This is a genomic window from Microbacterium sp. B35-04 (assembly GCF_010634885.1).
Lineage (GTDB): Bacteria > Actinomycetota > Actinomycetes > Actinomycetales > Microbacteriaceae > Microbacterium.
Map to the genome: position 1 here is coordinate 1 of NZ_MWLP01000082.1, position 15626 is coordinate 15626.

Annotated in this window: 10 protein-coding genes; 5 read left to right on the forward strand and 5 right to left on the reverse strand. The window is 69.1% G+C overall.

What is annotated here, in order from left to right; all coding sequences use genetic code 11:
- Positions 1-902, reverse strand: a 902-nt coding sequence (locus B1729_RS16075; protein ID WP_163633792.1) for an ABC transporter, incomplete at its 3' end; no start/stop codon positions are given.
- 143 nt (positions 903-1045) lie between these two features.
- Between B1729_RS16075 and B1729_RS16080 the strand changes: the two genes are divergently transcribed.
- The gene (locus B1729_RS16080) at positions 1046-1699 is read left to right on the forward strand and encodes a DUF3558 domain-containing protein (RefSeq protein WP_239526055.1); all 654 of its coding nucleotides are present in this window, start codon (positions 1046-1048) and stop codon (positions 1697-1699) included.
- Between the two features lie 16 nt (positions 1700-1715).
- Here B1729_RS16080 and B1729_RS16085 read toward each other — a convergent pair whose 3' ends face one another.
- Positions 1716-2330 carry a hypothetical protein gene (locus B1729_RS16085; RefSeq protein ID WP_163618832.1) on the reverse strand — a complete coding sequence of 205 codons (615 nt, stop codon included), beginning with the start codon at positions 2328-2330 and terminating at the stop codon, positions 1716-1718.
- 265 nt (positions 2331-2595) lie between these two features.
- Between B1729_RS16085 and B1729_RS16090 the strand changes: the two genes are divergently transcribed.
- Genes B1729_RS16090 through B1729_RS16100 form a run of 3 tightly spaced genes read left to right on the forward strand, consistent with a single transcriptional unit; the run spans position 2596 to position 4486 of the window.
- On the forward strand, positions 2596-3384 hold the full coding sequence (locus B1729_RS16090; protein ID WP_163633794.1) for a hypothetical protein: 789 nt from the start codon (positions 2596-2598) through the stop codon (positions 3382-3384).
- Positions 3381-3800: a phage holin family protein gene (locus B1729_RS16095; RefSeq protein ID WP_163633796.1), complete on the forward strand. Its 420-nt coding sequence runs from the start codon at positions 3381-3383 to the stop codon at positions 3798-3800. The genes B1729_RS16090 and B1729_RS16095 overlap by 4 nt, the downstream gene beginning before the upstream one ends.
- Positions 3800-4486, forward strand: a complete 687-nt coding sequence (locus B1729_RS16100; protein WP_163633798.1) for a DUF3618 domain-containing protein — start codon at positions 3800-3802, stop codon at positions 4484-4486. Before B1729_RS16095 ends, B1729_RS16100 begins: the two co-directional genes overlap by 1 nt.
- A gap of 95 nt (positions 4487-4581) precedes the next feature.
- Here the strand turns inward: B1729_RS16100 and rpoC are convergent, their stop codons facing one another.
- From rpoC to B1729_RS16115, 3 genes are all read right to left on the reverse strand, one after another.
- Complete coding sequence (gene rpoC, locus B1729_RS16105) at positions 4582-8454, reverse strand: DNA-directed RNA polymerase subunit beta' (RefSeq protein WP_163618828.1); 3873 nt, start codon at positions 8452-8454, stop codon at positions 4582-4584.
- 41 nt (positions 8455-8495) lie between these two features.
- Positions 8496-11993: a DNA-directed RNA polymerase subunit beta gene (rpoB, locus tag B1729_RS16110; RefSeq protein WP_163618827.1), complete on the reverse strand. Its 3498-nt coding sequence runs from the start codon at positions 11991-11993 to the stop codon at positions 8496-8498.
- A 285-nt stretch (positions 11994-12278) separates the two neighbouring features.
- On the reverse strand, positions 12279-12644 hold the full coding sequence (locus B1729_RS16115) for a hypothetical protein (RefSeq protein ID WP_163633800.1): 366 nt from the start codon (positions 12642-12644) through the stop codon (positions 12279-12281).
- A 220-nt stretch (positions 12645-12864) separates the two neighbouring features.
- Here B1729_RS16115 and B1729_RS16120 point away from each other — a divergent pair, with 220 nt between their 5' ends.
- Complete coding sequence (locus tag B1729_RS16120) at positions 12865-15477, forward strand: DUF4062 domain-containing protein (protein ID WP_163633802.1); 2613 nt, start codon at positions 12865-12867, stop codon at positions 15475-15477.
- The last annotated feature ends 149 nt before the right edge of the window (positions 15478-15626 follow it).

The following is a 15626-nucleotide window of genomic DNA, read 5'->3' on the forward strand; positions in this document are numbered from 1 at the left end:
GCGAGGTCGCCGCCCTCGCTGGCCGTGAGCTCCCAGAACGGCGCCTGGAACAGCGCGCCGAGGATGTGGCCGCCGTAGGCGGCGATGCCGACGAGGATGCCGAGGATGACCCACGCGCCCCAGCGACCGCGGTTGATGATCGCCCCGAGCAGCCAGAACGCGATGAAGAAGACCACGACCGGCACCCACAGCGACCACGTGGCCAGTGCGCCGAGGACCGTCGTGCCGACGTTCTCGCCGGTGACCTCTCCCTCGATCGCGCCGACGCCGAGCCAGACGGCGAGATAGAGCACCGCGAAAGCGAGGGCGGCGAGAAGGCCGATGGCGCCGGCTGCCGCGCGGTTTCCGCGCGGACGCGGCGCCTCGGGCGCCTGCACGAAGATGGGCTGCGGAGCGGCGGCGGCGGCGACGACGGCGGGCTCGGCGGCGACGACGGCGGGCTCGGCGACGACCGGCTCGCTCGGAGTCACGACCGGTGCCGCCACGACCGTCGGCGCATCGTCGGCAGCGACCGGCGCGACGGGTGCCGCGGTCGAGGTGTACTCGAGGGATGCCGCCTCCGGCGATGCCCACGGGTCGGGCTCCGGGTCGGCAGGTGCAGCGGTCGCCGGTGCGACGACCTCGTCGGTCGCGACGTCGGCCGGCTCGGCGGCGCGCCGCGCAGCGGCCTCGTCGGTCACGACCGGGGTGTGCTCGTCGGACGCGGCGGTCTGGTCGGACACCACATCTTCATCGGAGCGGTCGGCGGAGATCGGAGCTTCGGCGGGGGCGGCGTCGGCGGCGACCGCGTCACCGCGGGCGGCCTCTGCGTCGGCGAGACCTTCGTTCGCACGGCCGACGACGTCGTCGACGCCGTTGGGCTCTTCGACGGGTTCGCCGTAAGACGACTTGGGGTCACTCATCGCAGGCACTCCTCACGCAGGGCCAGTCCCCGCAGTGGCAGAGTAGCCCGCAGGTCCACGCATGCCGCGGAGGCGTGCCGCGAGAATCCACAGCAGGCGCACGGCGCGGCGTCTCGCGCAGCGCCGCCCACTACCCTGAGCCCATGGCATCCCCAGCGACCCGGCTCCCGGTGTCAGCCCTCGCCGGCCCGCGCAGCGTCGCGCGCACGCCCACCCGAGCGCGGCGGCGTGCGGCGGGCGCGGCATCCGTCCTCCTCGCTCTCGTCGTCCTGACGGCGTGCGCCCCCGACGAGGCCCCCGCCGGCGGTGAGTTCACCTACACGCCGACTCCTTCGGCGGACGCCTCGGCGACGCCCACCCCGACACCGTCGGCGACCGCCCTCGCCGACATCCCCGACGACTGCCGCGCGATGCTCACCGCTGATGTGCTGGCGCAGCTCGACGGGGTGCCGCTCAACGATCCCGCCTTCGGCTCGTCGGGTCCCCAGCCCGATGGCGGCCTGGTGTGCGTGTGGCGCGATCCCGCCACCGACACGACCGGGCTCGTCACCACGATCAGCTACATGTCGCGCGGCCCGGCGCTCGAGATGCTCAACAAGCTCGTGGCGGACGAGGGCTACACCTGCTACACGCCGGACGGCGGCACGCGCTGCGAGAAGACCTGGCAGAACGCGACCTACCCGGTCACCGACGGCCGCACCCTGTTCTGGCGCGACGACATCCTCGTCGACACGGCGTACTCGAATCTCGCCCCCATCGGGTACACCGCCGCGCTCGTTGCGAGCATCTTCGGCTGAGGGACGTCCTCCGGGGTCAGCCCCAGATGGTGCGATCGAGTCGCGCTCCGAAATCCTCGGGGTGCCACTGGGTCTCGACACTCACGAGCCAGAGCCCCTCGCGCAGGGTGTGCTCCTCCCGCACGGCGCCCCGCGTGCGTGCGCACGCCGTCGCCGGCCCCTTGGCCTCACACGAGAACCCCTCGCCGGCGAGCGCGGCCTCGGCGATGGCGGCGGCATCCGCGTCGACTTTCGAGAGCGTCGTGACGATGTCGCCCGTGTCGAACCGCCACGTGCAGGTCACCAGCACCTCGGGCGCCGCCGCGTCGGCGAACGATGTCGCGGTCGTCGCCGGCGGCGCCTGGGACTGGCCGAGGAGCGACCCCGGCCGCCACATCAGCTCGTTCCACAGATCGTCGGCGTACAGCGTGCGGCAGTCGATCGCGCCGCCCTCCGCTGCGGTCTGCGCCGGCGTCTGACGGGGTGTGGCGCTCGGCTGCGGCGCCGTAGCGCTCCGCAGCCTGTCGCCGACCCACGCGACCGTCACGGGCAGCATCGGCAGCGACAGCCACACGAGCGTGCCCACGACGGCGGCGCACAGCATCCCGGCGGGCACGGCGATCCAGGCATTGCGACCGCCGATCCGCGACATGGGGCCCCCAACCTCCGTCTTCCACGGTAAGCCGGGGGGCCGGGTTGAGATCGATACACGCCGCAGAACCGTCGCGGCGGCCGCGACGGCGCGAGAACGGTCGCCGCGCCCTCCCTCGCGGCTTCGGGCTGGAAGGATACTCCGCCGATGCGCCGAGTGCCACCCTCTCTTCACAACCGGGTTCATCACGCACGGTTGTCGTCACGGCGGATCTCCGAAGCCGGCACATCGCCGGCCCGACCCCGCCGCGAGATGGAGGAGGAGCATGTCGACTTACGACACCGACCCGTATGCGAATCAGAGCACGGGTACCGGCCAGAGCACAGGCTCGGCCGACGTCAAGGAGCGCGCGGTCGAGACCGTCGCGGAGGTGGACGCGGGTGCCAAGTACGTCGCCGGCGTCGCCGGCGAAGAGGCCAAGGACGTGGCCCACGACGCGAAGGACGCCGCTCGCGGTTTCCTTTACGAGACCCGCGCGCAACTGTCGGACCAGGCGTCGACGCAGCAGCGCCGAGCCGCGGGCGCACTGCGCACTACGGGCGACGAACTCGCCGGGCTGGCTGACGGCACGGCTACGGGCTCCGGAACGGCGACCAAAGCCGTGCGCGCCGTCGGCGAGCAGACCCGCCGCGTCGCCGACTGGCTGGAGCAGAAAGAACCCGCCGACGTGGTGTACGAGGTCCGGACCTTCGCGCGCCGGCACACGGGTGCCTTCCTGGCCATCGCGGTCGGAGTCGGCCTCGTCGCCGGTCGCCTCACCCGGGCTCTCGTTTCGGACGCCCGCGACAATGATCGGACCACGGACCGAACGCTCGATGCCTATGGCCGCACCCAGCAGCCCCTCGTCACGGGCTCACCGACCGTCGCAGGCGGCACCACCGCCGGCCTCGGTGGCACGGCTGCCGGTGCAGGCGCGCAGGGAACGACGGGCTACGAGGGTGACACCCCGATCGGCGACGCTCTCTCGAGCGACCCGCTGACCACCGGCACCAGCCCCGGTGCGACCACCGGAGCAGAAGACGAGTGGTCCGCGACAGGAGAGGCACGACGATGACGGATATGCCCACGCCGTCTCAGCAGAAGGCGGCCGAGACATCGCTGGGCGAGCTGGTAGGCGAGGTTTCGCGTGACCTGTCAGAGCTCATGCGCAAGGAGCTCGAGCTTGCGAAAGCCGAGCTCTCAGAGTCGGCCAAGCGAGCCGGTGCGGGCGCAGGGCTCCTCGGCGGCGCCGGGTACGCCGGCGCGATGGCAGTCTTCTTCCTGTCCGTCGCCCTGTGGTGGGGTCTTGGCGACCTCATCGACAGCCTCGGCTGGTCGGCCGTGATCGTGGCCGTCATCTGGGCGATCATCGCCGCGATCCTCTTCGCCGTCGGGCGGAAGCGACTGAAGACCGTGCAAGGGGCTCCGAAGACGGTCGAGACCGTCAAGGAGATCCCCGACGCGCTCAAGAGAAATCAGGAGAACCGATAATGAGCAACGCAGAGCAGATCCGCGCCGATATCGAGGTCACGCGCGACGAACTGGGCCGGGATGTGGACGCACTCGCCGACAAGGTCTCGCCCCCGAAGATCATGGAACGGCAGAAGACGCGCGTCCGGCAGGTGCTCGGCGACGTCAAGGGTCGTGTGATGGGCGTCGCCGACGACGTCGGCGACTCGGCATCCTCGGCCGGCCACACGGTCGGCGACAAGCTCGGCGCGGCGGGCGACGCGGTGAAGGACCTGCCGAACCGAGCGAAGGCGCAGACTCAGGGCACGCCGCTCGTGGTCGGGCTCCTCGCCGCCGGTGTCGGCTTCCTTGTCGCGAGCCTCATCCCCGCGACGGACGCTGAGAAGCGCTGGAGCACCCAGCTCCGCGACCAGGCGCAGCCGCTCGTCGACAAGGCGGTGGACAAGGCGAAGGATGCCGCGCAGGATGTGGCGCAGAACCTCAAGGAGCCGGCGAAGGACGCCGTCAACCAGGTCAAGGATTCGGCCGCCGCATCCGCCGAGACCGTGAAGGAAGAGGCCCAGAGCACCGCGGAGCGGGTCAAGGCGAACGTCGCCCCGAGCAGCGGTTCGACGGGCAGCACCGGCACCACCGGAGTTTCGGGCACCCCCGGAGCCACGGGCACGACCGGCACCACGGGTGACACGGGGCGGACGACGCAGTACTGAGTCGCGGCATCCGTTCTCCGGGAACGGCGAAGGGCCCTGGCAGAAGCCAGGGCCCTTCGCTTGCGACGTGCGGGTCCGATCGGACCCTGGTCGACTCAGTTGTAGTCGGTGGTGAAACCGTCCGTCGAGAAGCTGTCGAAGTCGACGTAGCTCAGGTCGGCGTCGGTGTACGCGCCGTCCGAGGCGAAGATGCGGTTGGGGTACCGCTCGCTCTTGGCCTCTTCCGTCGCCTCGACCGTGACATCGCGGTACTTCGCGAGGCCGGTCCCGGCGGGGATGAGCTTTCCGATGATGACGTTCTCCTTGAGGCCGACGAGCGGGTCGCTCTTGCCCTCCATGGCCGCCTGCGTCAGGACGCGGGTGGTCTCCTGGAACGACGCGGCCGACAGCCACGACTCGGTCGCGAGCGACGCCTTCGTGATACCCATCAGCTCGGGACGACCCGACGCGGGGCGCTTGCCCTCGGCCACGGTCTCGCGGTTGATGTTCTGGTACTTCTTGAAGTCGACCAGCTCACCCGGCAGCAGCGTCGTGTCGCCGTGGTCGACCACGGTGACCTTCCGCAGCATCTGACGGACGATGACCTCGATGTGCTTGTCGTGGATCGGCACACCCTGCGAGCGGTACACGCCCTGGACGCCGTTGACGAGGTACTTCTGCACCTCGCGGGCACCCTGCACGCGCATGACCTCCTTGGGGTCCAGCGTGCCGACCTGCAGGGGCTGACCGACCGTGACGCGCTGCCCGTCCTCGACCAGGAGCGTCGCGCGCTTCAGGACCGGGTAGACGTGCGGCTCGTCGCCGTTGTCGGGCGTGAGGATGACCTTCTTCGACTTCTCGGTCTCGTCGATCGTGATGCGGCCATCGGCCTCGGCGATCGGCGACGCACCCTTCGGGGTGCGGGCCTCGAACAGCTCCTGCACGCGGGGCAGACCCTGCGTGATGTCATCGGCCGAGGCCGAACCGCCGGTGTGGAAGGTACGCATGGTCAGCTGCGTGCCGGGCTCACCGATCGACTGGGCCGCGATGATGCCGACGGCCTCGCCGATGTCGACGATCTTGCCGGTCGCGAGCGAACGGCCGTAGCACTTCGCGCAGACACCGACGGCCGAGTCGCAGGTGAGCACCGAGCGGACCTTGATCGACTCGACACCCGCCGCCACCAGCTTGTCGATGAGCACGTCGCCGACGTCCTCACCGGCGGAGGCGACGACCTCGCCCTTCGGGTCGACCGCGTCGGCCGCGAGCGTGCGGGCGAACACCGAGTTCTCGACGTTCGCGTCGCGCACCAGTTCGCCGTCGGCGCCGGGGGCGGCGATGGTGAACTCGAGGCCCTTGGTCGTGCCGCAGTCCTCCTCGCGGATGATGACATCCTGCGAGACGTCCACGAGACGACGGGTCAGGTAGCCCGAGTCGGCGGTACGGAGGGCCGTGTCGGCCAGACCCTTACGGGCACCGTGCGTCGCGATGAAGTACTCCGCCACCGACAGACCCTCGCGGTACGAGGAGATGATCGGACGCGGGATGATCTCACCCTTGGGGTTGTTCACCAGGCCTCGCATACCCGCGATGTTGCGGATCTGCAGCCAGTTACCACGAGCACCCGACGAGACCATCCGGTTGATGGTGTTGTCGGCCGGGAAGTTGTCCCGCATCGCCTTCTGGACCTCGTCGGTCGCCTCGGTCCAGATCTTGATGAGCTCCTGACGACGCTCGGCGTCGGTGGTGAGACCCTTCTCGAACTGCGCCTGGACCTTCGCGGCCTGCTTCTCGTAGCCCGCGACGATCTCGCCCTTGTTCGGCGGCGTGAGGATGTCGCTGAGCGCCACGGTGACACCCGAACGGGTGGCCCAGTAGAAGCCGGCGTCCTTGATGCGGTCGAGCGAAGCCGCGACCTCCACCTTCGGGTACTCCTCGGCCAGCTTGTTCACGATCTGCGACAGCTTGCCCTTGTCGGCCTGCTCGCGAACGAACGGGTAGCCCTTGGGGAGCGTGTCGTTGAAGATCGCCTGGCCGAGCGACGCGTCCACGAGGCCGTGGCGCTCGTAGCCCTCGGGCGCTTCGCCCTCGAGGAACGTCAGCCCGGGGACGCGGATGCGCACCTTGGCCTGCAGGTCGAGGGTGCCCTCGTCCTTGGCCAGGATCGCCTCGCCGACCGAGCCGAACACGCGGCCCTCGCCGGCTGCGCCCTCGATGACCGTGGTCAGGTGGTGCAGACCGATGATCATGTCCTGCGAGGGCAGGGTCACCGGACGGCCGTCCGACGGCTTCAGGATGTTGTTCGACGCCAGCATCAGGATGCGGGCCTCGGCCTGGGCCTCGACCGACAGCGGCAGGTGCACGGCCATCTGGTCACCGTCGAAGTCCGCGTTGAACGCGGCGCAGACGAGCGGGTGCAGCTGGATGGCCTTGCCCTCGACGAGCTGAGGCTCGAAGGCCTGGATGCCGAGACGGTGCAGCGTGGGTGCGCGGTTGAGCAGCACGGGACGCTCGCGGATGATCTCCTCGAGCACGTCCCACACCTCGGGACGCGTGCGCTCGACGGCGCGCTTGGCCGCCTTGATGTTCTGCGAGTGACCGAGGTCGATCAGGCGCTTGATCACGAACGGCTTGAACAGCTCGAGCGCCATCTGCTTGGGCAGACCGCACTGGTGGAGCTTGAGCTGCGGGCCGACGATGATGACCGAACGGCCCGAGTAGTCCACGCGCTTGCCGAGGAGGTTCTGACGGAACCGGCCCTGCTTGCCCTTGAGCATGTCGGACAGCGACTTCAGCGCACGGTTGCCCGTGCCCGTGACGGGACGACCGCGGCGGCCGTTGTCGAACAGCGCGTCGACGGCCTCCTGCAGCATCCGCTTCTCGTTGTTCACGATGATCTCGGGAGCACCGAGGTCGATCAGGCGACGGAGGCGGTTGTTGCGGTTGATCACGCGACGGTAGAGGTCGTTCAGGTCGGAGGTCGCGAAGCGGCCACCGTCCAGCTGCACCATCGGGCGCAGCTCCGGCGGGATCACCGGGACGACGTCGAGCACCATCGAGGCCGGGCTCATACCGGTCTGCAGGAACGAGTTGACGACCTTGAGGCGCTTGATCGCACGGATCTTGCGCTGGCCCTTGCCCTCGGAGATCTGCAGGTGCAGGTCCTCGGACTCCTGAGCCAGGTCGAACGCCTCGAGGCGACGCTTGATCGACTCGGCGCCCATGTGGGCCTCGAAGTACTGACCGAAGCGGTCCTGCAGCTCGTGGAAGATCTCGTCTTCGCCCTTGAGCTGGCCGACCTCGAGCGTGCGGAAGTCCTCCCACACCTTCTCGAGGCGCGTGATCTGGTCGTCGGTGCCCTTGCGGATACCGGCCATCTCCTTCTCGGCGGCGTCCTTGACCTTCTTCTTCTGGTCGGCCTTGGCACCCTCCTCCTCGAGCGCGGCGAGCTCCTCCTCCAGCTTCTGGAGGCGAGCGGCGACACGCGCGTCGCGGCGGTCGGCGAGCGTCTTGAGCTCGAGGCGGATGTTGTTCTCCTGCGTCGAGAGGTCGCGGTGGCGAGCCTCCTCGTCGACGGAGATCACCATGTACGCAGCGAAGTAGATGACCTTCTCGAGGTCCTTCGGCGCCATGTCGAGCAGGTACCCGAGGCGCGACGGGACGCCCTTGAAGTACCAGATGTGCGTGACGGGCGCGGCGAGCTCGATGTGGCCCATGCGCTCACGGCGCACCGAGGACTTGGTGACCTCGACGCCGCAGCGCTCGCAGACGATGCCCTTGAAGCGGACGCGCTTGTACTTGCCGCACGCGCACTCCCAGTCGCGCGAGGGTCCGAAGATCTGCTCGCCGAACAGACCGTCCTTCTCGGGCTTCAGGGTGCGGTAGTTGATGGTCTCGGGCTTCTTGACCTCGCCGTAGGACCAACGACGGATGTCGTCAGCGGTGGCCAGGCCGATGCGAAGCTGATCGAAAGTGGTTGATTCGAGCACTGGTTCTCCTGTGTCGGAAATTCGTTCGTTACCTGGCGCGCTTAGATCTCGTCGATCGACGACGACTCGAAGCGGCTGGAGATGTTGATGCCGAGCTCTTCCGCTGCGCGGAAGGCGTCGTCGTCGGTGTCGCGGAGGTTGACCGCCGTGCCGTCGGCCGAGAGCACCTCGACGTTCAGGCAGAGCGACTGCATCTCCTTCATGAGCACCTTGAACGACTCGGGGATGCCGGGCTCCTGGATGTTCTCACCCTTGACGATCGCCTCGTACACCTTGACGCGGCCGAGGATGTCGTCGGACTTGATCGTGAGGAGCTCCTGGAGCGCGTACGCGGCGCCGTAGGCCTCGAGGGCCCACACCTCCATCTCACCGAAGCGCTGACCGCCGAACTGCGCCTTACCACCGAGCGGCTGCTGGGTGATCATCGAGTACGGACCCGTCGAGCGCGCGTGGATCTTGTCGTCCACGAGGTGGTGCAGCTTCAGGATGTACATGTAGCCGACCGAGATCGGAGCCGGGAACGGCTCGCCGGAGCGGCCGTCGAACAGCTGCGTCTTGCCCGTGGAGTCGATCAGGCGGTCGCCGTCGCGCGTGGGCAGCGTCGAGTCGAGCAGACCCGCGATCTCGGCCTCGAAGGCACCGTCGAACACCGGGGTGGCGACCTTGGTGCCCGCGGGGGCCTCGAACGCCTGCTCCGGAAGCCGGGCGGCCCACTCGGGGGTGCCCTCGACCTTCCAGCCCTGCTGCGCGATCCAGCCCAGGTGCAGCTCGAGGACCTGGCCGAAGTTCATTCGACCGGGGATGCCGAGCGGGTTCAGGATGACCTGGACCGGCGTGCCGTCCGCGAGGAACGGCATGTCCTCGACGGGGAGGATCTTCGCGATGACGCCCTTGTTGCCGTGACGACCGGCGAGCTTGTCGCCCTCGGTGATCTTGCGCTTCTGGGCGATGTAGACCACGACGCGGCGGTTGACGCCCGAGCCGAGCTCGTCGTCGCCGTCCTCCGCGTTGAACTCCTTGACCGCGATGATCGTGCCCTGCTCACCGTGGGGCACCTTCAGCGACGTGTCGCGGACCTCGCGGCTCTTCTCGTTGAAGATCGCGCGGAGCAGGCGCTCCTCGGCCGACAGCTCGGTCTCGCCCTTGGGCGTGACCTTGCCGACGAGGATGTCGCCGGGGCGAACCTCGGCGCCGATGCGGATGATACCGCGCTCGTCGAGGTCCTTCAGCAGGTCGGGGCTCACGTTGGGAAGATCACGGGTGATCTCCTCCTTGCCGAGCTTCGTGTCGCGGGCGTCGACCTCGTACTCCTCGATGTGGATCGACGAGAGGGTGTCGTCCTTCACCAGGTCCTGGCTCAGGATGATCGCGTCCTCGAAGTTGTGACCCTCCCACGTCATGAACGCGACGAGGAGGTTCTTGCCGAGCGCGAGCTCGCCGTTCTCCGTCGCGGGACCGTCGGCGATGACCTCGCCGGCCTCGACGCGCTCGCCGGCCGAGACCACGACGCGCTGGTTGTAGCTCGTGCCCTGGTTGGAGCGGTCGAACTTGCGCAGGAAGTAGTCCTGCGTGCCGCCCTCGTCGAGCTGCACGGTCACGACGTCGGCCGACACCTCGACGACGACACCGGCCTTGTCGGCGGTGACGACGTCACCGGCGTCGATCGCGGCGAAGCCCTCCATGCCCGTGCCGACCACCGGCGACTCCGAACGGAGAAGCGGCACGGCCTGGCGCTGCATGTTCGCGCCCATGAGGGCGCGGTTCGCGTCGTCGTGCTCGAGGAACGGGATCAGCGAGGTCGCGACCGACACCATCTGGCGCGGCGAGACGTCCATGTAGCCGATCTCCTCCGAGTGGAAGAGGTCGACCTCGCCGCCGTTGCCGCGACGGGCGAGGACGCGGTCCTGGGCGAAGCGGCCGTCGGCCTTCAGCTCGACACCGGCCTGCGCGACGATGTAGTCGCTCTCTTCCGAGGCGGTCAGGTAGTCGATCTGGTCGGTGACCTTGCCGTCGACCACGCGGCGGTACGGCGTCTCGATGAAGCCGAACGCGTTGATGCGCGCGAACGAGGCGAGCGAGCCGATCAGGCCGATGTTCGGGCCTTCCGGGGTCTCGATGGGGCACATACGGCCGTAGTGCGACGGGTGGACGTCGCGGACCTCGACGCCGGCGCGCTCACGCGACAGACCGCCGGGGCCGAGGGCCGAGAGGCGGCGCTTGTGCGTCAGACCCGCGAGCGGGTTGTTCTGGTCCATGAACTGCGACAGCTGCGACGTTCCGAAGAACTCCTTGATCGCGGCCACCACGGGGCGGACGTTGATCAGGGTCTGCGGCGTGATCGCCTCGATGTCCTGCGTGGTCATGCGCTCGCGGACGACGCGCTCCATGCGCGACAGACCGGTGCGGACCTGGTTCTGGATGAGCTCGCCGACCGCGCGGATGCGACGGTTGCCGAAGTTGTCGATGTCGTCGACGTCCAGACGGATCTCGGCCGGCTTGCCGCCGCGCACACCGTCGAAGGTGACGTCGCCGCGGTGGATGCGCACGAGGTACTTGATGGTGGCGACGATGTCGTCGACCGTCAGCACCGAGTCCGACAGCGGCTTGTCGAGGCCGAGCTTGTGGTTGATCTTGTACCGGCCGACCTTGGCGAGGTCGTAGCGCTTCGGGTTGAAGTAGAAGTTGTCCAGGAGCGCGCGGGCGGCCTCGGCGGCGACCTGCTCGCCCGGACGGAGCTTGCGGTAGATGTCGCGGAGGGCGTCTTCCTTGGTGAGGATGGTGTCCTTCGACAGCGTCTCTTCGATCGAGTCGAAGCCGGCGAACTCGGCGAGGATGTCCTCGCTGGTGAGGCCGAGCGCCTTGAGGAAGACGGTGACCGACTGCTTGCGCTTGCGGTCGATGCGGACGCCGACCTGGTCGCGCTTGTCGATCTCGAACTCGAGCCATGCGCCACGGCTCGGGATGACGCGCGCCGAGACGATGTCCTTGTCGGACGTCTTGTCGGCGGTCTTGTCGAAGTAGACGCCGGGCGAACGGACGAGCTGCGACACGACGACGCGCTCGGTGCCGTTGATGATGAACGTGCCCTTGCCGGTCTGGAGCGGGAAGTCGCCCATGAAGACCGTCTGGGTCTTGATCTCACCGGTCTGGTGGTTCATGAACTCGGCCTCGACGTAGAGCGGGGCCGCGTACGTCTTGCCGCGCTCCTTGCACTCCTCGATGGAGTACTTCTCAGGCTCGAGATAGGGGTTCGTGAACGAGAGCTGCATGGTCTCGCTCAGGTCCTCGATCGGGCTGATCTCCTCGAAGATCTCCTCGAGGCCGCTGATCTCGGGCACGTCGGTGCGACCGTCGGCCTTCGCCTGGGCGACACGGGCCTTCCAGGCCTCGTTGCCCACGAGCCAGTCGAACGACTCGGTCTGCAGCGCGAGAAGGTCGGGGACCGTCAGCGTGTCGGAGATCTTGGCGAACGAGAGGCGGGAAGCTCCGCGTCCGTTCTTGGGGGTGGTGGGGTTGGATGCGTTGCGCGCAGCAGCCAAGGGGATTACCTCCGTGGGCCCGTAGGGCTCGTTTCCTTGTCGTCAGGTGGAGTGCTCTCTTCCCCGAAACCCGCGCGGCACTCCTCGCGTGAACGCGGGGGGGCGCGGGCACAGCCGACCACCATATGAGGGCAGGGGGAATCCAAGAGCGCAAAGACCAACTATACGTCGAACGACGCGCCGTGTCCAGTCGGAATCTTGAAATGTTCCGGATGCTGCGGTATAAGGCCGCCGCGGACGGCGACGGCCGCCCCCGCGACGCGAGGGCGGCCGGGATTTCGGAGACTACGGTGCCGTGCTCTCAAGATTTCCGCGGCACGCCTCGCCCGGTGAGGGCACGAGCTCATCGATGCCGAGCTCCTTCGCGAGCGGGCGCTGGAACATTCCGTAGTTCTGCACGCCGTGGTGGCGGTCCACCCCGGCCGGCGACTGGTTGCCACGCAGCGCGAGCCCGTCATCCGGGAACGGGATCACACCCTCGATCGAGTCCGCGGTGTCCAGACCCGAGAACGCACAGATCGACGCCGCGGTGTCGTGACCTGCGATCGGCGTGTCATCGCCGTTCCCGTTGACCTCTCCTGCCATTGCGGCTCCGCCGCTGCCGAGCACCAGCCCGATCGCTACGACGGCACATGCCAAGACCTTCTTCATCGCATTCCCCTCCCCATGGTGACGCCCGAAGCCCCGGATCGGACGAACGGCGTCCCCTTCGGCGCCGTCACCGCCGCACCATACTCCTGCGCGAGGGCGAGCGGAAGGAGTCTCCGTGCGCCGAGGGATCGGCGGCTGCCGATACATCGATGCACTGAAACCGTGGCGGGAACCCCCCTCCCGGGTCCATGATGTGGTCATGACTGGGGGACGATCCCCCGTGATCCGCACACCCGACCAGCGGATCCGGGTGTTCGTGAGCTCGACCCTGCGCGAGCTCGGCGACGAACGTGAAGCGGTGAGGTCGGCCATCGAGCGCCTGCGACTCGCGCCCGTGATGTTCGAGCTGGGCGCCCGTCCGCATCCGCCGCGGGACCTCTACCGGTCCTACCTCGCGCAGAGCGACGTCTTCATCGGCATCTACGGTGCGAGCTACGGCTGGGTCGCTCCCGGAGAGGAGGTCTCCGGCCTCGAGGACGAATACAACCTCGCCGCCGCCGAGATGCCCAAGCTCATCTACGTCAAGGACGCCGACCCCCGCGACGAGCGCCTCACCCAGCTCATCGCCCGCATCCAGGCCGACGACACCGCCGCCTACCTGCACTTCCGCTCCGTCGACGACCTCGAAGATCAGGTCGCCGGAGACCTCGCCATGCTCCTCGCCGAGCGCTTCGACGAATCGCGGGCATCGGCGGCATCCGAACCGGAACCGGTGATTCCTTCCCTGATCGGCCGGGTGCCGGTCCCCTACACCCCGACGATCGGCCGCGAGGCGGACATCGACGCTGTCAGGACGCTCCTCGCACGCGGCACAGATCGCGTCGTGAGCCTCATCGGCCCCGGTGGCATCGGCAAGAGCCGCCTCGCGATCGAGACGGCGCTGGCGTGCGGCGACATGTTCCCCGACGGGGTGTACTTCGTGCTCCTCGAGGGCGTGCTCGAGCCGGGGCTGCTGCTGCCGACGATCGCCTACTATCTCGGCATCCGCGACAACGGCGAAGCCGCCCTCGAGGAGCGCATCGCCCACGCCCTCGCCGATCGCCGGGTGCTCATCGTGCTCGACAACTTCGAGCAGATCGTGGATGCCGCACCCGTGCTCGTGCGGCTGTACACGGTCGCGCCGACGGCGACGTTCCTGGTGACGAGCCGCATCGTGCTGCGTATCCGCGGCGAGCGCGTGTTCGAGGTGGCGCCGTTGACGACGCCGGCCGGCGACGGCCCGGCGAGCCTGGACCGTGCGACGCGTTCGGCCGCCGTGACGTTGTTCGTCGACCGTGCACGGGCGATCGACGCCGACTTCGACGTCAGCGCCGAGAACGCCGCCGACCTGGCCGACATCTGCCGCCGGCTCGAGGGACTGCCGCTGGCGATCGAGCTCGCGGCCGCCAAGGTGCGCATCCTCAGCCCCGCCGGCATCGCCGAGCGTCTGGAGCGCAGCCTGCCGCTGCTGACGGCCGCCGTGCGCGATCTTCCCGAGCGGCACCGCACGATGCGCGCGACGATCGACTGGAGCGTGAGCCTGCTCCCCGACTCGCAGCGCGAGCTGCTCGAGGACCTCGGCGTGTTCGCCACGCGGTTCACGCTGGATGCCGTCGAGGCGCTCGGCGAGGGACGTTCGTGGGGCGAACACGCCATCGACGCCCTGACCGCCCTCATCGACGGCTCGCTGGTGAAGCAGAGCCAGGTCGGCGGGCGGCGCGTGTTCTCGCTGCTCGCGCTGGTGCGCGAGTACGCGCTCGGACGACTGAAGGACCGGGGTGACGCGGTGCGGGTGCGCCGCGCGCACGCCGACTACTACCGCGGGCTCGTGCAGCGCATCGCGCCCGACTTGGGGGGCAGCGGGCAGGCGGACGCCGTGGTGCGACTGGGCCTCGAGCTCCCCAATCTGCGCGCCGCGGTGCGCCATCTCGTCCATACGAACCGGCTGGACGACGCCGGCGACTTCGCGTGGAGCCTCCTCATCTACTGGTGGATCTCCGGCTTCTTCGCCGAGGTGCGGCTCTGGATGCTCGAGCTGCTCGAAAAGCAGCACGACCAGCCCATCACGCCGCACACCCGCGCGATCGCATGGTTCTTCGCGCTCTGGGGCGAGATGTGGCAGCGTCCCAGCGAGCAGGTGGTCGCCGGACTCGGGGAGTGCGTGCGGCTGTTCACCGAGAGCGGTGACGAGGATGCCGCGGCGATGGCTCTCGCCGCGCGTGCGACGGCGCGCGTGCAGTTCTCCATCTTCGACACCGACCGGGCGGAGGCGGAGCTGCGTGAGGCGGTCGTCACGCTGAGCGCCCGCGGCAACACGTGGGCGGAGGCCATCACGGAGGTCTCGCTCGGGCGGCTGGCGTGGGTGCGGGGCGCCACCGACGACGCCCTGGCGCACTTCGACCGCGCCACCTCGGTCGCCGAATCGCGCGGCGACCTGTTCACCACGTCCGTCGCCGGCAATCTGCGCGCGCGGCTGAACTTCCAGCTCGGACGCACAGAGGAGGCGGAGCGCGAGTTCGTCCACACCCTGCTGCTGTCGATCGGGCTGCACTACGAGGAGGGCATCGCGTACGGACTCGAGGGCGTCTGCGCCGTGGCAGCCGCGCATGGCGAGGCGTGGCGGGCGGCGGCACTGGCGGTCGCGGCCGGCGAGATCCGGCGGCGCATCGGCATCTTCGACGTCGAGGCCTTCACGGTCCACACGCCGCACCTCGAGATCCTGCGCGGCCACGACCAGGCGAGTGTCGAGGCGGGTCGGACCGCGGGCGCCGAGCTCACGGTCGCCGAGGCCGTGCAGCTCGCGCTGCCCGAGCACGAGTGGGAGACCGTCGCGGACTCGCTCCGCGCCTGGTAGGCACGGGCCGGGCCACGGATCCGGGCGGCGGTGCCAGCGACGGCCGGAGGGGCGTGGGGAGCGACGTCGGCACGTATCAGCAGGTCGCGCACCGGGCTCTGGTGCGGTGAGGAGCCTGCTCGTATGCTGTGCCTCGGACTGCGCTCCTC

Bases quoted from the DNA above. Each gene is read 5' to 3' on its own strand.
- B1729_RS16080 (WP_239526055.1), top strand. From the start codon at position 1,046: ATGGCATCCCCAGCGACCCGGCTCCCGGTGTCAGCCCTCGCCGGCCCG.
- B1729_RS16085 (WP_163618832.1), bottom strand. From the start codon at position 2,330: ATGTCGCGGATCGGCGGTCGCAATGCCTGGATCGCCGTGCCCGCCGGG.
- B1729_RS16090 (WP_163633794.1), top strand. From the start codon at position 2,596: ATGTCGACTTACGACACCGACCCGTATGCGAATCAGAGCACGGGTACC.
- B1729_RS16095 (WP_163633796.1), top strand. From the start codon at position 3,381: ATGACGGATATGCCCACGCCGTCTCAGCAGAAGGCGGCCGAGACATCG.
- B1729_RS16100 (WP_163633798.1), top strand. From the start codon at position 3,800: ATGAGCAACGCAGAGCAGATCCGCGCCGATATCGAGGTCACGCGCGAC.
- B1729_RS16115 (WP_163633800.1), bottom strand. From the start codon at position 12,644: ATGAAGAAGGTCTTGGCATGTGCCGTCGTAGCGATCGGGCTGGTGCTC.